The sequence below is a fragment of the Halococcus morrhuae DSM 1307 genome, from assembly GCF_000336695.1.
Taxonomy (GTDB): Archaea; Halobacteriota; Halobacteria; order Halobacteriales; family Halococcaceae; genus Halococcus; species Halococcus morrhuae.
In genome coordinates, this window is the sequence record NZ_AOMC01000034.1 from 1 (window position 1) to 13,784 (window position 13,784).

The following is a 13,784-nucleotide window of genomic DNA, read 5'->3' on the forward strand; positions in this document are numbered from 1 at the left end:
ATAGTATCGTTCCCGGCCGCAACACGTATCAGCTAACTAGCTGTAACGGCCTTGTCTTCCCTCTCAACAACACCAGACTTGGTAGGGTCGGTTCTTCAGTTGAATGAGACGCCGAGATCGGCGAGGGCGTCGTTGTTCGCCGCGACGTTGATGAGCAGCGGCGTGAGGCTCTCGACCTCGCTGGCGGCCGCGAGCGGGCCGGCGTCGAGCGCGCGGATCCCGTCGATGCCGTCGGCGAGGCGCTCGACCGTGGTTTTCGCGTCGGCATCGTCACCGACGACGAGCACGTCCCAGTCGAGGCTGGCGTCGAGATCGGCGAGGCGGCCGGCCGCGAGGTTGTGGAAGGCTCCCACCACAGGAGTGCCGTCGGGGGCGGCCGCGGCGGCGAGTGCGGTCACGCTGCCCGCGCTGGGTGGGTTGTAGTTCATCGTCCCCTCCTCGCGGCGCATGCCGACGGCGGGGCTCACGAGCACCGTGTCGTCGAGACTTCCCCCGATCGCGTCGATCGTATCTGAGAGGTGGTAGGCTGGCACGCAGAGAACGACGACGTCGGCGCGGTCGGCGGCCATCGCGTTGTCGAAACCGTTGATATCGCCCTCGACGTCGTGACTACCGAGTTCGTCCTCGTATTGGGTCGCGTGCTCGCGGGCCTTTTCGGGATCGCGCGAGCCGACGACGACCTCGTGATCGGTGTCGCGAATCAGTCGGAGAGCGATCCCTCTCCCGAGATCGCCCGTGCCGCCACAGAGTGCGATGCGCATACCCGATGCTCGCCCGAACGTCGAATAAACGTTTGCGTCCTTCACTCACCGGCCAGCGTCTCGGGGAGGGCGTTGACGTCGTCGAGCACCTCATCTGCGCCGACGCGAGCGAACTTCTCACGGCCTTCGTCGCCGTCGAGACCACCGGTGAGAACGCCGACCCCGCGATACTCGCGATCGGGATCGGCGTCGGCAGCGTTGCGCGCCGTGCGGACGTCGTCGAGCGTGTCGCCGGCGAAGACGACGCTCGTCGCGTTCAGGCGACCGGCGAGCGTCACGAGCGCCGCCGGATCTGGCTTGCCCGGAACGGGGCTGTCCATCGTGAAGCGGTGCTCGTCGGGGACGTCGAGCCCCACTCGCGAGAGGGCGATGTCGGCCTCGGCAGCCGGTCGGCCGGTCACCACACCGATGGAGAAATTTTCGACGAGGAAATCGAGCGTCGATCGGTCGGCGAGCACTTGCTCGTCATGGATGAAGCCGTCGCCCGCGATGGCGGGATCGGGCTCGCCGTCTTCGAGGTCCGTGTACAGGTCGGCACCGAGATAGCGCTGCTGGAAGACGTCGCGCAGTCGCTCGCGATCCCAGGCCGCGAACGCGCGTTCGAACTCGTCGGGTGCGAGCGCGTTCCTGACGACCGTCTCGGCCCCGGCGAGCCCGCCGCCGGTCGCCGTGATCTCGTCGGTGAATCGCTCGACGGAGTGATCGAGCCCCTCGCGCCGGGCGAGCAGGTACAGCGCCGCCGCGCTCGTGAGCTCCCAGTCGTCGTTGAACCCGCCGGCCTCCTTGAACGACTGTATATCGGCCCGATCCAGCGATCCCCCGTGGACCGTTTCGAGGGTTTCGACGATCGCCCGCCGGTAGGAGTCGGCGACGTCGACGAGCACGCCGTCGATGTCGAGTACGACCGCGTCCGTCACGCGGGTTCGCCTCCCCGATTCGTGGCGCGAAAGAGCGTCTCGCCGGCCGGCAGCGTTTCCGATTCGGTCGCCACGGCCGGGAACTCGCCGCCGAGGGTCGTGAATCGAAACACGGCTCCGATCGTGCGCGCGACCGCCCGTGTCGGGCGGTGGAGCTCTCGCGGGAGGTTCAGCGCGTAGAGCGCGTCGGCGTCGGCGTAGACGTCCATCGTGGGATCGGTGATATCGTCCTGGACGAACGTGACGTCGTCGGGCACGGTGCAGGGGCGAACGTCGGTCGCCGTCACAGGTGTATCGTCGGCGAGACGTGCGGCGACGTCGGTCCGTGCACCGATGCCGACCTCGACGGGCGAGGCGAAGTCGGCGAGGCGGTCGGCGAGCGCGTCCGCACGGGCCACGCTCGGGGGCCGATTTCGGGGGTTCACGTCGGGACGTTTATGATTGCGGCGTCCTAATCCCTTCGCATGCATGTCGACATCGTGCCGGTCGGCGACGTCCCCGTTCCGATCAAGCGGGCGGCCTCGGCCGGACTGCGATCGGTCTACGACTGCGACGTCATGCTCCACGATGCCAGTTCGCTTCCGGACGACGCCTACGACGAGAGTCGCGGCCAGTACCGCGCCGAGGCGTTCATCGAACTCGCCGGCCACGTCGGCTCCGCGGAGAAAAACATCGCCCTCACGACCGAGGACCTCTTCTACCGCCGACGCAACTACGTCTTCGGGCTGGCCTACCTCTCCGGCAACGGCAGCGTCGTCTCGACCTATCGCCTCCAGACCGCCGCCGACGGCGGCAGCCTCGACCGCTCGGATGACGACGTGTTCTCCGAGCGCGTCCGCAAGGAGGTCGTCCACGAGATCGGCCACACCCTCGGCCTCGAACACTGCGACGACGAACGCTGCGTGATGAACTTCTCGCCGACCGTGCGTGAGGTCGACGTCAAGAACCAGCAGCTCTGCGCCGACTGTTCGACGCTCGTCTGACCCGGTCGCTCGGTACTCATCTCGCGCAGTTCTACCGACCCAGTCGCCGACCCTCGACGACCGCAGCGACGCCACAGAGCAGTCCGCCGACGAGCAGTCCCCACGTGTCGACCCAGTTCGGAACCGAGTAGCGCAACAGCGTCAGCCCGTAGGCAACCGTGTCGCGAAGGGAACTCGTCTCGTTCGTTCCTGGATCGAACCCGGACGCATCGGCGGTCGGTTCGCTGCGACTCCCTTCGCCCGACCCATTTCGGGGAATTCGATCGGCATCATAAGGGAGTCGTCCAGTCTCGACCGCCCAGACCGCTTCACCTGAGCCGTCGAGTTCGACGATGCGGTCGTTGTACGAGTCGACGACGAGCGTGTTGCCGCTCGCGAGGCGGTCGGCGTCCCGTGGCCAGTCGAGACGGGCGCTCCCGCCGGCGGTCCATACTGGGGTACCGTTCTCGAACTCCACGATGCGATCGTTCTCCGAATCCGCAACGAGGAGATGGCCGTCGGCGAGGCGGTCGGGGTTGTGCTGGGCGTACAGCGGTCCCGCACTGCCGTTCGGGGTGAAGCGGTTCGGGCCGACGAGCGGCTCGACCGCTACCGTGCCGTCGCTCGCGACGCGCAGTTCGACGACCGTATCGAAGTTCCGCAGACTCACCTGAAATCGTCCCTCCCCGACTTTATCGACGTCGTTCAGATGTGTCCAGTCGTCCTCCGGACCCACGTCGGCGGGTGGGTCGTAGGTCGCATTCGCGTTCCACTGCCACTGGATCGTCCCGTCGCGATCGATGGCGAACACGCGGTCGTTGCCCATGTCGGCGAACACCCAGCGTGCCTCGCCACCCGCCGTGTAGCGGTCGACGTCGTGGAGTTCGTGTTCGTGACGCTCGACGTCGTACCAGCCGTATTGCCACTGCGTCTCGTTGGTCTCCTGATTCACGATGCGGACGGTGTTGTGGACACAACCTCGGGTGCCGTCGTCCCGATAGCGTGCGGGACACTGCTCGTCAGGAATGGCGTCCGCACCGGCGATCTGCACGCGATCCGGCCCGAGTGACTCGACGTCGAAGACGTTCTCGACGGCCGTGTACTCCCAGACCACGGTCCCATCCGGTGCGAGCTCCAGTGCGCGACCCTCGTCATGGTATCCTTGGAGACCGACGAGCGTGTTCCGTTCCGGCGTGCGCTCGTCGATCGTCACCGTCGACTCGTTCGCGCTCACGAAGCCGACGAGTGCGACCGTGACCAGCACCAGACTGAGCGCGGCGAGAGCCGCGGCGCGTCGCTTCGACGGGGTTTCGAGCCGCCTGCGGAGCCGTGAGACGGGACGCACGTCAGGCCGTGTAGTAGTATTCGCCGGCACGTTTCTGCTCGCGGTCGAGCTGGCTGCCGGGTTTGTTGATGCGCGGGCGACCGACGCGCTCGTCGCGGCGGAAGGTCACGTCGAGATCCGCGAGGAAGCGGTTCATCCCCTCGCGCATGCCGACGGGCGGGCTCGCGTGACCCGAGCGGGCGGGCTCGCCGTCGAACACCAGCAGGCGGTCGGCGAGCAGGTCGATCATGTACGTATCGTGATCGATGACCAGCGCCGTCGCGTCGTGGTTCTCGGCGTACCGGCGGATCGCCGTGGTGGCCCGGACGCGCTGTTCGACGTCGATGTGGGCCGAGGGCTCGTCGAGCACGTAGAGGTCGGCGTCCTCGGAGAGACAGGCCGCGATGGCGACGCGCTGGCGCTCCCCGCCCGAGAGATCGGTCAGGTTCTGCTCCATGACCGAATCGAGCTGGAGCGGCTGGGCGATCTCGGTGTCCCAGTACGAGGAACCGAAATCGTTCGTGATCGACGAGAGGAAGGCGTCGACGCGCATCGGCTGGTCGATCTCGATGTACTGGGGCTTGTACGAGACGTCGAGGTTCGCGTCGAGACTACCGGAATCGGGGTCGAGATTGCCCGCCAGCAGTTCGGCGAACGTCGACTTCCCGATGCCATTGGGGCCGACGACGCCGAGCACCTCGTTCTCGTGGATGGTCCCCCCCTCCACGGTCAGGGAGAACTCGCCGTCGCCGTAGGACTTCTCGATGGCGGGATACTCGACGAGCGCGTCGCCCGCCGCGACGCTCCGCGGAGCGTGCTCCTCGAACTCGATGGCGCTCGGGCGGATGCGCATGTTCTCGTTTTCGAGATAGCCCGAGAGATACTCGTTGATGCCGTTTTTGACCGATTTCGGTGGCGTGATCACGCCGTACGCGCCGGGTTCGCCGTAGGCGACGTGGAGGCTATCGGCGAGCAGATCTAGGATCGCCAGATCGTGTTCGACGACGAGCATCGAGCGGTCGTCGCCCGTGAGCTCGCCGATGAGTCGTGCGGCGGTCATGCGCTGGCCGATGTCGAGATACGGCGTGATCTCGTCGAGGAAGTAGAAGTCGGCGTCGCGGGCGAGCGTCGCCGCTAGCGCCACGCGCTGGAGCTCGCCGCCGGAGATCGAGTCGATCGGCTGGTCCATCACCGGGCCGATCGAGAGCCGCTCGATCAGTTCGTCGAGCACGCCGCGCTCGTCGGTTTGAGCGAGCAGCTCGCGCGTGTTGCCGTCGAACCGTTTCGGGATCTGGTCGACGTACTGGGGTTTTCGTGCGACCGTTATCGCGTCCTCCTGGAGGCCTTCGAGGAAGCTCTGGAGCTCCGTGCCGCGGAACTCGTCGAGCACGGGCTCCCAGCCGGCCGCGCCGTCCCACTCGCCGAGGTTCGGCGTGATCTCGTTGGCGAGGATCTTGACGGCGGTCGTCTTGCCGATGCCGTTCGGGCCGAGGATGCCCGTCACCTTCCCGGCTTCCGGTGCCGGGAGGCCGTAGAGCGAGAAGGCGTTCTCGCCGTAGCGGTGGACGGGCTCCTCGTCGAGTTCCTGGGGGAGGTTGATGATCTCGATGGCGTCGAACGGGCATTTCTCGACGCAGATGCCGCAGGTCTCGCCCAGACAGAGCTCCTCGGAGATGGAGATCTGGTCCGGATCACCGTCATAGCGGTCGTCGTCGTAGCGCTCCTCGCGGGTGACGATACACTCCTCGCCCGTCCGATTGGGCGGGCAGAAGTTCGCACACTCGTAGTTGCAGCGATCGGGCTGACAGCGGTCGAGATCGACGACCGCGATGGAATCGTCGGCCATCAGAAGCTGGTACCGGTGGTGAGGAGGATCGTCCAGGTCACGAACCAGAGCGCGAAGGTCATGAACGCGATGTAGACGTTGTCCTTGATCGAGAAGTCATCGACCTCGACCCCCAGCAGCCCGAGAAGCGGCAGCTGGACGAGGATCGCGCCGGCGAGCGGGTAGAGACCGGCGGTGTCGGTCGCCCCGCTTGCGACCACTGCGGAGATGAGTCCGGCCGCAATGCCCGAAAGCGACGTGACCGAGGAGACCGTCAGACTCCGGAGATGGTCGGCCCGCGCGTCGGCTGTCTCGGTCGCCATACGAACGCTACCGACCACGCGCTCAAAAGCCGTTCGCTCTCGGCGCTGGTTGCGCCTCACTGACCGCTCGGACGCCCGCTTGCCGCCGTCCCGACACGCCCACAGACAGCCGAGCGTGCAGGGGCAGACCACGGTTTTATGTCTTTCGCGCACATCCACTCGGACGATGAGTGACTCCGACGAAGAGCGCCTCGTGGATCTGCCGCCGAGCGCGAAACTCGTGTTCAAGGTGCTCGAATACAACGGCACGCTCACCCAGAAGGGGATCGTCGAGGAGTCGATGCTGTCGGCACGGACGGTCCGCTACGCGCTCGAACGGTTGGAGGAGATCGAGGTCATCGACGAGGACGTCTACTTCGCCGACGCCCGTCAGAACCTCTACGAGATCACGGCCGCGCCGACCGTCGAGGGCGAGACGGACGCGCTCGCCGACGACTGAGCGCCACAGTACGAACCGTTCGTTACCGACCGTCTCGTCGGCTACCGATCGACCGATTCGATCCTGACCGCCGGGTTCTGGCCGTACTGCCCCGAGAGGTCGATCTGCGGGTCGGGCATGTCGATCCCCACAGCGTCGAAGCGATTCTTGACGGCCGTCACGTACTCGCCGCGCGTTTTCAGATAGTCGCCGCGGTTCGGGTCGGCGATCCAGAAGCGCGAGGTGAGCCCGACGTACGAGTCGGCGAGCGCGCCGCGGTCGGATTCCGACGATTCGGTCATCCGCACCGTCGGTGCGGGGTCGTCGAGGATATCGGGGTGGTCTTCAGCCTCCTCGAGGATGATGTCGGTCGCTTCCTCGATGTCGTCGTCGTAGCCGATGCCGAAGTTGAACTGCAGGCGGAGCTCGTCCTTCGCGACGGGGTTCTTGATGACGTCGCCGGTGAGCACCGAGTTCGGCACCGTGAGCAGCTCGTTGTCGAAGGTGCGCACTCGCGTGACTCGGAAGGTGATGTCCTCGACGATGCCGGCGTAGGTGCCGGTGTCCCACTCGATCCAGTCGCCGATGCGGAACGGCCGATCGATGTAGATGAACATGCCGGCGACGAAGTTCGAGATGCTGTCCTGCAGCGCGAAGCCGATCGCGAGCGTCGCCGCGGCACCGATGGCCGCGAGCGAAGTGAGCAGCTGTCCGTAGCCCGCGATGTTCAGTGATGCGGCGATCGCGAGAAAGCCCATGACCAGCTTCGTCAGCCGGAGCAGCGGCGTTTTCTCGTGTTTGTCCAGATTGCGCCGGTTCAACAGCCGGCTCACGAACGGGACGATCGTCGCCCGTCCGAGCGTGTACAGCACGAACAGCGCAATGATGAACGTGATGATCGCGCCGAGGACGTCGGAGTAGGGGATGCCGAACTCGTGGAGCAGTTCGCCGATGGGCCCCTGTTCGGGGTTCGAGATGACCTCGGAGACGTTCGAACCGTTCGGCGTCTCCACCGGGACCTGCTGGGCGACCCAACCAGTATAGCCGACGGCCATCAGTGGTAGGTCGCCGTGTTCCCGCGCGTTTCCACGAGCTCAGCGCCGACCCGCTCGCCGAGCGAGCTGGCGAGTTCGTCGGTCGTCGTCCCGCCACGGGCCGCCCGGAGGAATTTCACCTTCACCAGCTCGCGGTCGTCGAGCTGGCTGTCGAGTTCGTCGGCGATGCTTTCGATACCGCCCTTTCCAACGCGCAGCGTGGCGTCGACGCCGTGGGCGCGCTCCCTGTGCGTTCGGTCGTCGGTCATGGCCAGTCGTCCTCGCGCGGCGCGGGTAAGCCTATTCATACGGATAGCGTGCCTGCGTGCCACACCCGCAGCTGATCACGACGTGGCCGTCCTGCGTTCGGACCCGACAGTTCCGGCCCGGCCGGAGATAGCTGTCGCAGTCGTCGCAGGTGAACCGTTCGAACTGTTGGGGCAGCGATCGGCGATTGCGCTCGGCGATCCGGCGGGCGAGCCTGACGCACTCGCGGGCGCGGTCGTCGTGACCCGCGCGCGCTGCCTCCCGAGCGAGAGCGTGCAGACGGTCGATGCGTTCGTCGGCGAGCGTCATGGCGGATTGTGAAAACTTCACCGGCGAGCGGTATGCGTTTTGCCTTCCGTTTCGGTGGGCTTTTTCTCCCGGCCGGCGCGCTCCCGGTGTGCGCGCGCTCAACTACCTCGAACTCGAAGGCCCCCTCCAGCGCAGCGGCTGGGGCACCGCCGCCGCCCAGCAGCGCGCGGCGCTCGCCGACACCGATATCGACGTCGTGACCTCACCGTGGCGTGACGACCTCCTCTCGACTGCTCGCTCGATCGCGGCGGGCGACGGAGCGTTTCGAGATTTCGATCTCGCCCACTGCAACGCTCCAGGTCCCGGAAGCCTTGCGGTCGCGCGCCACGCCCATCGAAGCGGGATTCCGCTCGTGCTCCACGCCCACATGACCGCCGAGGACTTCGGCGAGTCGTTTCGGTTCTCCTCGGAGATCGCCCCGCTGCTCAAGCGCTATCTCCGGTGGTTCTACTCGCAGGCCGATCTCGTGCTCTGCCCGAGTCAGTACACCAAGGACCTGCTCGAAGCCTATCCTGTCGATGCGCCGATCGAAACGATCACCAACGGCGTGGATCTCGACTCGCTTGCGGGCCACGAAAAACTCCGCGGGGAGTACCGCGAGCGCTACGATCTCGACGGGATGGTCGTCTTCGCGCTCGGCAACGTCTTCGAGCGCAAGGGTCTCACCGATTTCTGTCGACTCGCCGAGAGCACGAGCTACGATTTTGCCTGGTTCGGACCCTACGACACCGGCCCGCAGGCCTCATCAGTGGTGAAGCGCTGGACGCAGAACCCGCCACAGAACGTCACCTTCACCGGGTGGGTTGACGACAAGCGCGGCGCGTTCGGGGCCGGCGACGTCTATCTGTTCCCGACGAAAAACGAGAACCAGGGGATCGCGGTGCTCGAAGCGATGGCCTGTGGCAAAGCTGTAGTCATCAGCGACATTCCTGTCTTTGAGGAGTTCTTCACCCGTGGTGAGGACTGTCTGAAATGCTCCAGTCGTGCCGAGTTCCGCGAGGCGCTCGATCGACTGTCGGACGATCCCGCCCTCCGCGAGCGGTTGGGGAAGAATGCACGTGAAACCGCGGCCGAACACAGCCTCAAACGGGTGGGTACGGAGCTTTCGCGCATCTATCGCGACGTCACCGTCTAACTTCACCTGTCGAAGCGGCGAGAACTGTTCATGTATGCCTTGTCTCGCCAATCTCCGATCGTCGTCGAACGAACAGTCCAACTCGCTGTTCGGCGGCGCGACCAGCATCTGTTGGAGGGAACAGCAACACGCTTATTTTGTTGTAGTCTATAACAACGGACGATGGACGGGGAGGACGGAGCGACGCAGGTCCTCGACGTGAAAGAGCGGTTCCCGGAAAACGGGACGCTCGCTGCTGTCACCGCGTGGCGTGTGCCCGACTCCGATCGCTATCCCAACGGGGTGCGTTACTCCATGCAGTACGGTCGGATCGACGGTGAAACCATCGTCCGGTACGACAATTTCCCGGATCACCCCGGTGCGGCGAAGCACCACAAACACATCGGCGAGGAAGAAGTCGACGACGTCGAGTTTCGTGGGCCGTCCTCGCTCTTCCGGCGACTCAAACAGGAGGTACGCACTCATGGCGAACACTGGCCCTAATGACGACGAACCGGCGCGCACGATGCACATTCGCTTCGGGCGTGGGAACGCCGACCGCGTCGAGGAGACGCTGAAGGCCCTGGATCGGGGCGAGATGCCTGATCCCTACTTCGAGCGCGTCTACCGCGACGAGGAGAACCTGCATCGTGTGACGCGCCCGCGAAACCTCGAACTGCTCCGGACGCTCGCCAACGAACAACCCGAGAGCATCCGTGAGACGGCGCGGCTCGTCGAACGCGACGTCCGGCAGGTGCATCGCAATCTGACGGAACTCGAAGAGCTCGGGCTCGTCGAGTTCGACGACGACGGGCGCTCGAAGCAGCCGAGCGTCTGGTACGACGAGATCGCCGTCAAGCTGGAACTGACGACGAACGACGAGACGAACTCGAACGGTGTCGTCGAAGCCTGACGTTTCGTCTTTATTACCCTGTGCTTCGGTTGCAAAACGGCGAGAACGACGGCCAAGGCGGGTCGATCAGCGGTCATCGACGAGCTATCGCGAAGTCACAACCGATTAATCCACGCTGCTGAAATCACGGACGATGCCGCCACACGTCGCCGCCTTCACCGACACCTATCTGCCGACGGTGAACGGCGTCACCTACACCATCCGGACGTGGCACGAGCGCTGGCAGCGCCGCGACGGACGGATGGATGTCGTCTATCCGGGTGCCGACGGGCACGACCCCACACCGGACGAGCATCCCGTCCGGAGCCTCCCGTTTCCGTTCTACGAGAATTTCCGCGTCGGCGTGCCGTCGGTGCCCGATGCGGTCGCGAACGCCGATATCGTCCACGCGCACACACCGTTCGGGCTCGGCCTCGGTGGCCTGCGCCTCGCGCACGATATCGACCAGCCGCTCGTCGCCTCCTACCACACGCCGACGGCGGAGTACGCCGGCTATCTCGCCGAGGGCTGGCTGCTCGACGCGGTCGCACGGGTCGGTAACGCCTACGAACGTTGGTTTCTCGGTCGTGCCGATCACATCGTCGTCCCGAGCGAGACGGTCCGCACGGCGCTCGTGAACCGTGGCATCGGGCCGGTGTCGGTCGTCTCGAACGGCGTCGACACCGATCGGTTCGCGCCGACCGACACTGCTGATTTTCGCACCCGTCACGACCTCCCGGACGGGCCGCTCGTCGGCTACACCGGCCGACACGGGTTCGAGAAGGAGCTCGCCGATCTCGTGGCAACCGCCGAGGGGATGGACGCCACGTTCGTGCTGGCTGGCGACGGTCCCGCGCGCAAAACGCTTCAGGAGGAAGCCAACGAGATCGACGCGGACGTCCGCTTTCTCGGCTTTCTCGACCGTGAGGAACTCCCCCAGTTCTACTCGGCGCTCGACGTCTTCGGCTTTCCGAGCCCCGTCGAAACGCAGGGGTTGGTCGCGCTCGAAGCGATGGCCTGTGGAACGCCCGTCGTCGGCGTCGACAGCGGTGCACTCACCGAAACGATCGACGACGGCGAAACGGGGTATCACTACGAACAGGGCGACATCGGCGCGTTTCGGGACGCGCTCGGGCGCGCACTCGCCGACGACGAACTCCCGGCGACCTGTCGTTCGCGGCGCGAGTCGATGAGCGTCGAGCACTCGGTCGACGCGCTTGCCAGCGTCTACGATACCGTCTTGTAGTCTCCCGATCGTCGAACCGCCGATCAGGCGGCCGTCGGTTCGAGGTGGTCGTATGCGCGGGCGATCGCGATCCAGAGGAAGACGCTGCCGAGCCCGCTGACGATCGTGACGACGAGCGGGCCGACGACGCCGATCGAGGCGACCGCATCGGTGACGACGCCGCCGAGCGCCTGGAGCAGTGCGTTCACGACGACGAGTGCGAACAGGAGCGCGGCGACCCGTCCCGGCGAGCGCCGTAGCACGCCGAAGCTCTTGCGGAACGCCGTGAGGATGTCGTCGTCCTCGACGGCGACGAACGCCGGGGCGAAGAACGACGCCGCCAGCAGCACGAGAAAGAGGACGGCCCAGAGCGCGATGCCGACGAGTCCGAGGGCGATGGCGAGGAACGCGCCAGCGCCGAGCCCGATCGCCAACACGACGGAGACGCCGAGCAGGTTCGCCACGCCGAAGCCCACCCGATGGGTGAGGTGGTCGCGCTCGACGATCCCCCACTGGCCGGCGAAGACGCGGATGGTGACGAGCGCGAGATAGACGCCGACGACGGCGACGACGAAGCTCGCGAGCAGCGGCAGCGGGTTCCCGGTGATCACGACCGGCATGCCACCGCCGCCGGCACTGATGACGCCGGGCGTGGTGCGAACGAACTCGCCGGGAACGAACGCCGCGATCGCCTGGACGACGGCGAGTGCCACCAACACGAGCAGTGCGGGCCCCGTCGCCAGCCGCCGGAGCGACTGGCGGAGCACCGTGAGAACGCTGAATGCCATGTCGGACTGGATTCGAGCGCGAATACTGTGTCTTGCGATTTCGATGAAGCATAGCAATGCAGCCACGTCTCAATTCCCTATATGATTATTTGGCTCTATATCAGTTGAAAAGATGGGTGCTAGCTGCTGGTTTCCTCTGGGTATGTTTCTCCAATCGAATCAAACAGGTCGATGATGATCTCTTCTAAACCATTGGGTTTCTGGTCTTCCTGAGCAATCTTATCTGCCACAACACGCTTTAGTTGTTCATTTTGCAAACCAAACTTACTGGCGATATATGAAAGTATTAGCTTTCCATTGAGGTTTCCAAGCTCATCGTTGCTGATTGCGTTGTCAACTTCTGTTTCTACCTCTTGTAATTTGGTTTGTATTCGGCTCTTTTTTGTGGCAACAACACTGTCGATCTCATCTTCAATTTCAGTCGCGGACAACTCATCCGTACTGCTTAGATCGACATAGAAGCGAAGATTTTCATTCAACCTCTTCTTCATCTCCTCAAATTTGAATTCCTCCGAATGTACTGTGTCTTTGACTAGATCTTCGATGTCTTCTGGACTTTCGACTCCTTGTCTGCTTGTAGTTGAGTTACTAGCAAGTACAGATATTGATTCATATAAGAGCCCGTCCAAGAATTCCGCCGCACCAGTTCCCTGACGACAGCTGAAGATACTGCTGTACGATTCGACAGACCGATTCATCCGTCGACAAAAAANGAGCCCGTCCAAGAATTCCGCCGCACCAGTTCCCTGACGACAGCTGAAGATACTGCTGTACGATTCGACAGACCGATTCATCCGTCGACAAAAAAGAGAACCAGGCTCAGTTATCCGGCGATCGCGTCCGCCACTTCGTGGCCGTCCGGCCCCTGGCCGGACCGCCACAGTTTCAGCAGGTTGTGCGTCGCTGAGAACAACGACCACTCCGCTTGTGCCCCCGTCTCCCCGCGTAACAGGAATNAGCAGGTTGTGCGTCGCTGAGAACAACGACCACTCCGCTTGTGCCCCCGTCTCCCCGCGTAACAGGAATCGGTCGCAGCCGCGGGTGACATGCTGACCGAACACTGCTTCGACGCTCTGGCTGCGCTTGCGGTAGATGCCTCTCCCCCGTTTCGTCCGGAGTTTCCGCTCCATGCGTTCTTTCAGCCCGTACCATTTGGGGATCCGCCCTCGTGGCGGATCCGCCTCCCGAAGTTCTTTCCGTCGCTTCCAGTCTTTGGTCGTAGCGATGAACAGCTCCGTCTGCTCATCCGCTAACTGCGCGTTCGCTTTGCTCCAGTAGCCAGCGTCGGCAAGCGCCATCTCCGGGCGCTTNAGCTCCGTCTGCTCATCCGCTAACTGCGCGTTCGCTTTGCTCCAGTAGCCAGCGTCGGCAAGCGCCATCTCCGGGCGCTTGCCGTTCACTTTCTCACAGTTCTCCAGCATCGGCTTGAGCTGCTGTACGTCGTTTGCGTCAGTAGTGATGTCCTGCGCGACGATGACCTGCGTGTCGCAGTCCACCATTGCTTGGCCGTTGTAGCCCTGTTTCCAGCCGTTGCTGGTTTTGAGAATTTGACTCGCTGGATCTGTTGTGTTTGCCTTCGTGTCCTCCGGAAGCTCCACCTCCTCCGGAGGTGTGGGCTTCCGGCC

17 protein-coding genes are annotated in these 13,784 nt (G+C 64.4%); 6 read left to right on the top strand and 11 right to left on the bottom strand.

The window, feature by feature from the left end:
• Nucleotides 1-95 precede the first annotated feature (95 nt).
• From npdG to C448_RS01795, 3 genes are read right to left on the bottom strand one after another with little or no spacing between them, the layout of a single operon-like run.
• Nucleotides 96-761 carry an NADPH-dependent F420 reductase gene (npdG, locus tag C448_RS01785; RefSeq protein WP_004051473.1) on the bottom strand — a complete coding sequence of 222 codons (666 nt, stop codon included), beginning with the start codon at nucleotides 759-761 and terminating at the stop codon, nucleotides 96-98.
• Between the two features lie 41 nt (nucleotides 762-802).
• Entirely contained in the window at nucleotides 803-1,678 is an 876-nt protein-coding gene (locus tag C448_RS01790; RefSeq protein ID WP_004051475.1) for a TIGR01548 family HAD-type hydrolase, read from the bottom strand.
• The gene (locus C448_RS01795) at nucleotides 1,675-2,076 is read right to left on the bottom strand and encodes a UPF0146 family protein (protein WP_004051477.1); all 402 of its coding nucleotides are present in this window, start codon (nucleotides 2,074-2,076) and stop codon (nucleotides 1,675-1,677) included. Before C448_RS01795 ends, C448_RS01790 begins: the two co-directional genes overlap by 4 nt.
• Before the next feature lie 66 nt (nucleotides 2,077-2,142).
• Here C448_RS01795 and C448_RS01800 point away from each other — a divergent pair, with 66 nt between their 5' ends.
• Nucleotides 2,143-2,661: an archaemetzincin family Zn-dependent metalloprotease gene (locus C448_RS01800; protein ID WP_004051479.1), complete on the top strand. Its 519-nt coding sequence runs from the start codon at nucleotides 2,143-2,145 to the stop codon at nucleotides 2,659-2,661.
• A 31-nt stretch (nucleotides 2,662-2,692) separates the two neighbouring features.
• Here C448_RS01800 and C448_RS01805 read toward each other — a convergent pair whose 3' ends face one another.
• Genes C448_RS01805 through C448_RS01815 form a run of 3 tightly spaced genes read right to left on the bottom strand, consistent with a single transcriptional unit; the run spans nucleotide 2,693 to nucleotide 6,112 of the window.
• Nucleotides 2,693-4,015, bottom strand: a complete 1,323-nt coding sequence (locus C448_RS01805; protein ID WP_239640503.1) for an NHL repeat-containing protein — start codon at nucleotides 4,013-4,015, stop codon at nucleotides 2,693-2,695.
• Nucleotides 3,987-5,810: a ribosome biogenesis/translation initiation ATPase RLI gene (locus tag C448_RS01810; protein ID WP_004051483.1), complete on the bottom strand. Its 1,824-nt coding sequence runs from the start codon at nucleotides 5,808-5,810 to the stop codon at nucleotides 3,987-3,989. Before C448_RS01810 ends, C448_RS01805 begins: the two co-directional genes overlap by 29 nt.
• Nucleotides 5,810-6,112, bottom strand: a complete 303-nt coding sequence (locus tag C448_RS01815; protein ID WP_004051485.1) for an EMC6-like membrane protein — start codon at nucleotides 6,110-6,112, stop codon at nucleotides 5,810-5,812. The genes C448_RS01810 and C448_RS01815 overlap by 1 nt, the downstream gene beginning before the upstream one ends.
• Nucleotides 6,113-6,278: 166 nt before the next feature.
• Between C448_RS01815 and C448_RS01820 the strand changes: the two genes are divergently transcribed.
• On the top strand, nucleotides 6,279-6,551 hold the full coding sequence (locus C448_RS01820; RefSeq protein WP_004051487.1) for a winged helix-turn-helix domain-containing protein: 273 nt from the start codon (nucleotides 6,279-6,281) through the stop codon (nucleotides 6,549-6,551).
• 41 nt (nucleotides 6,552-6,592) lie between these two features.
• Here C448_RS01820 and C448_RS01825 read toward each other — a convergent pair whose 3' ends face one another.
• The 3 genes from C448_RS01825 to C448_RS01835 are packed head-to-tail and all read right to left on the bottom strand — an operon-like array spanning nucleotide 6,593 to nucleotide 8,140.
• Nucleotides 6,593-7,585 (bottom strand): mechanosensitive ion channel family protein, encoded by a 993-nt coding sequence (locus C448_RS01825; RefSeq protein ID WP_004051490.1) that lies wholly within the window; start codon nucleotides 7,583-7,585, stop codon nucleotides 6,593-6,595.
• Nucleotides 7,585-7,833: a YhbY family RNA-binding protein gene (locus C448_RS01830; RefSeq protein ID WP_004051491.1), complete on the bottom strand. Its 249-nt coding sequence runs from the start codon at nucleotides 7,831-7,833 to the stop codon at nucleotides 7,585-7,587. The genes C448_RS01825 and C448_RS01830 overlap by 1 nt, the downstream gene beginning before the upstream one ends.
• Before the next feature lie 31 nt (nucleotides 7,834-7,864).
• A complete protein-coding gene (locus C448_RS01835) occupies nucleotides 7,865-8,140 on the bottom strand; it encodes a ribonuclease P protein component 4 (protein ID WP_004051493.1) in 276 nt (91 codons plus the stop codon).
• Between the two features lie 88 nt (nucleotides 8,141-8,228).
• Between C448_RS01835 and C448_RS01840 the strand changes: the two genes are divergently transcribed.
• The 4 genes from C448_RS01840 to C448_RS01855 all read left to right on the top strand — a co-directional run bounded on the left by C448_RS01840 (nucleotide 8,229) and on the right by C448_RS01855 (nucleotide 11,392).
• Nucleotides 8,229-9,275 (top strand): glycosyltransferase family 4 protein, encoded by a 1,047-nt coding sequence (locus tag C448_RS01840; RefSeq protein ID WP_004051495.1) that lies wholly within the window; start codon nucleotides 8,229-8,231, stop codon nucleotides 9,273-9,275.
• A 162-nt stretch (nucleotides 9,276-9,437) separates the two neighbouring features.
• The gene (locus C448_RS01845; RefSeq protein WP_004051496.1) at nucleotides 9,438-9,758 is read left to right on the top strand and encodes a toxin-antitoxin system TumE family protein; all 321 of its coding nucleotides are present in this window, start codon (nucleotides 9,438-9,440) and stop codon (nucleotides 9,756-9,758) included.
• Nucleotides 9,739-10,167: an HVO_A0114 family putative DNA-binding protein gene (locus C448_RS01850; protein WP_049916019.1), complete on the top strand. Its 429-nt coding sequence runs from the start codon at nucleotides 9,739-9,741 to the stop codon at nucleotides 10,165-10,167. Before C448_RS01845 ends, C448_RS01850 begins: the two co-directional genes overlap by 20 nt.
• Before the next feature lie 133 nt (nucleotides 10,168-10,300).
• The gene (locus C448_RS01855; RefSeq protein ID WP_004051500.1) at nucleotides 10,301-11,392 is read left to right on the top strand and encodes a glycosyltransferase; all 1,092 of its coding nucleotides are present in this window, start codon (nucleotides 10,301-10,303) and stop codon (nucleotides 11,390-11,392) included.
• 23 nt (nucleotides 11,393-11,415) lie between these two features.
• On the opposite strand, the gene C448_RS01860 is transcribed toward C448_RS01855, so the two are convergent.
• Complete coding sequence (locus tag C448_RS01860) at nucleotides 11,416-12,159, bottom strand: hypothetical protein (protein WP_004051502.1); 744 nt, start codon at nucleotides 12,157-12,159, stop codon at nucleotides 11,416-11,418.
• 119 nt (nucleotides 12,160-12,278) lie between these two features.
• Nucleotides 12,279-13,757: a transposase gene (locus C448_RS01865; RefSeq protein WP_080503139.1), complete on the bottom strand. Its 1,479-nt coding sequence runs from the start codon at nucleotides 13,755-13,757 to the stop codon at nucleotides 12,279-12,281.
• Nucleotides 13,758-13,784 lie beyond the last annotated feature (27 nt).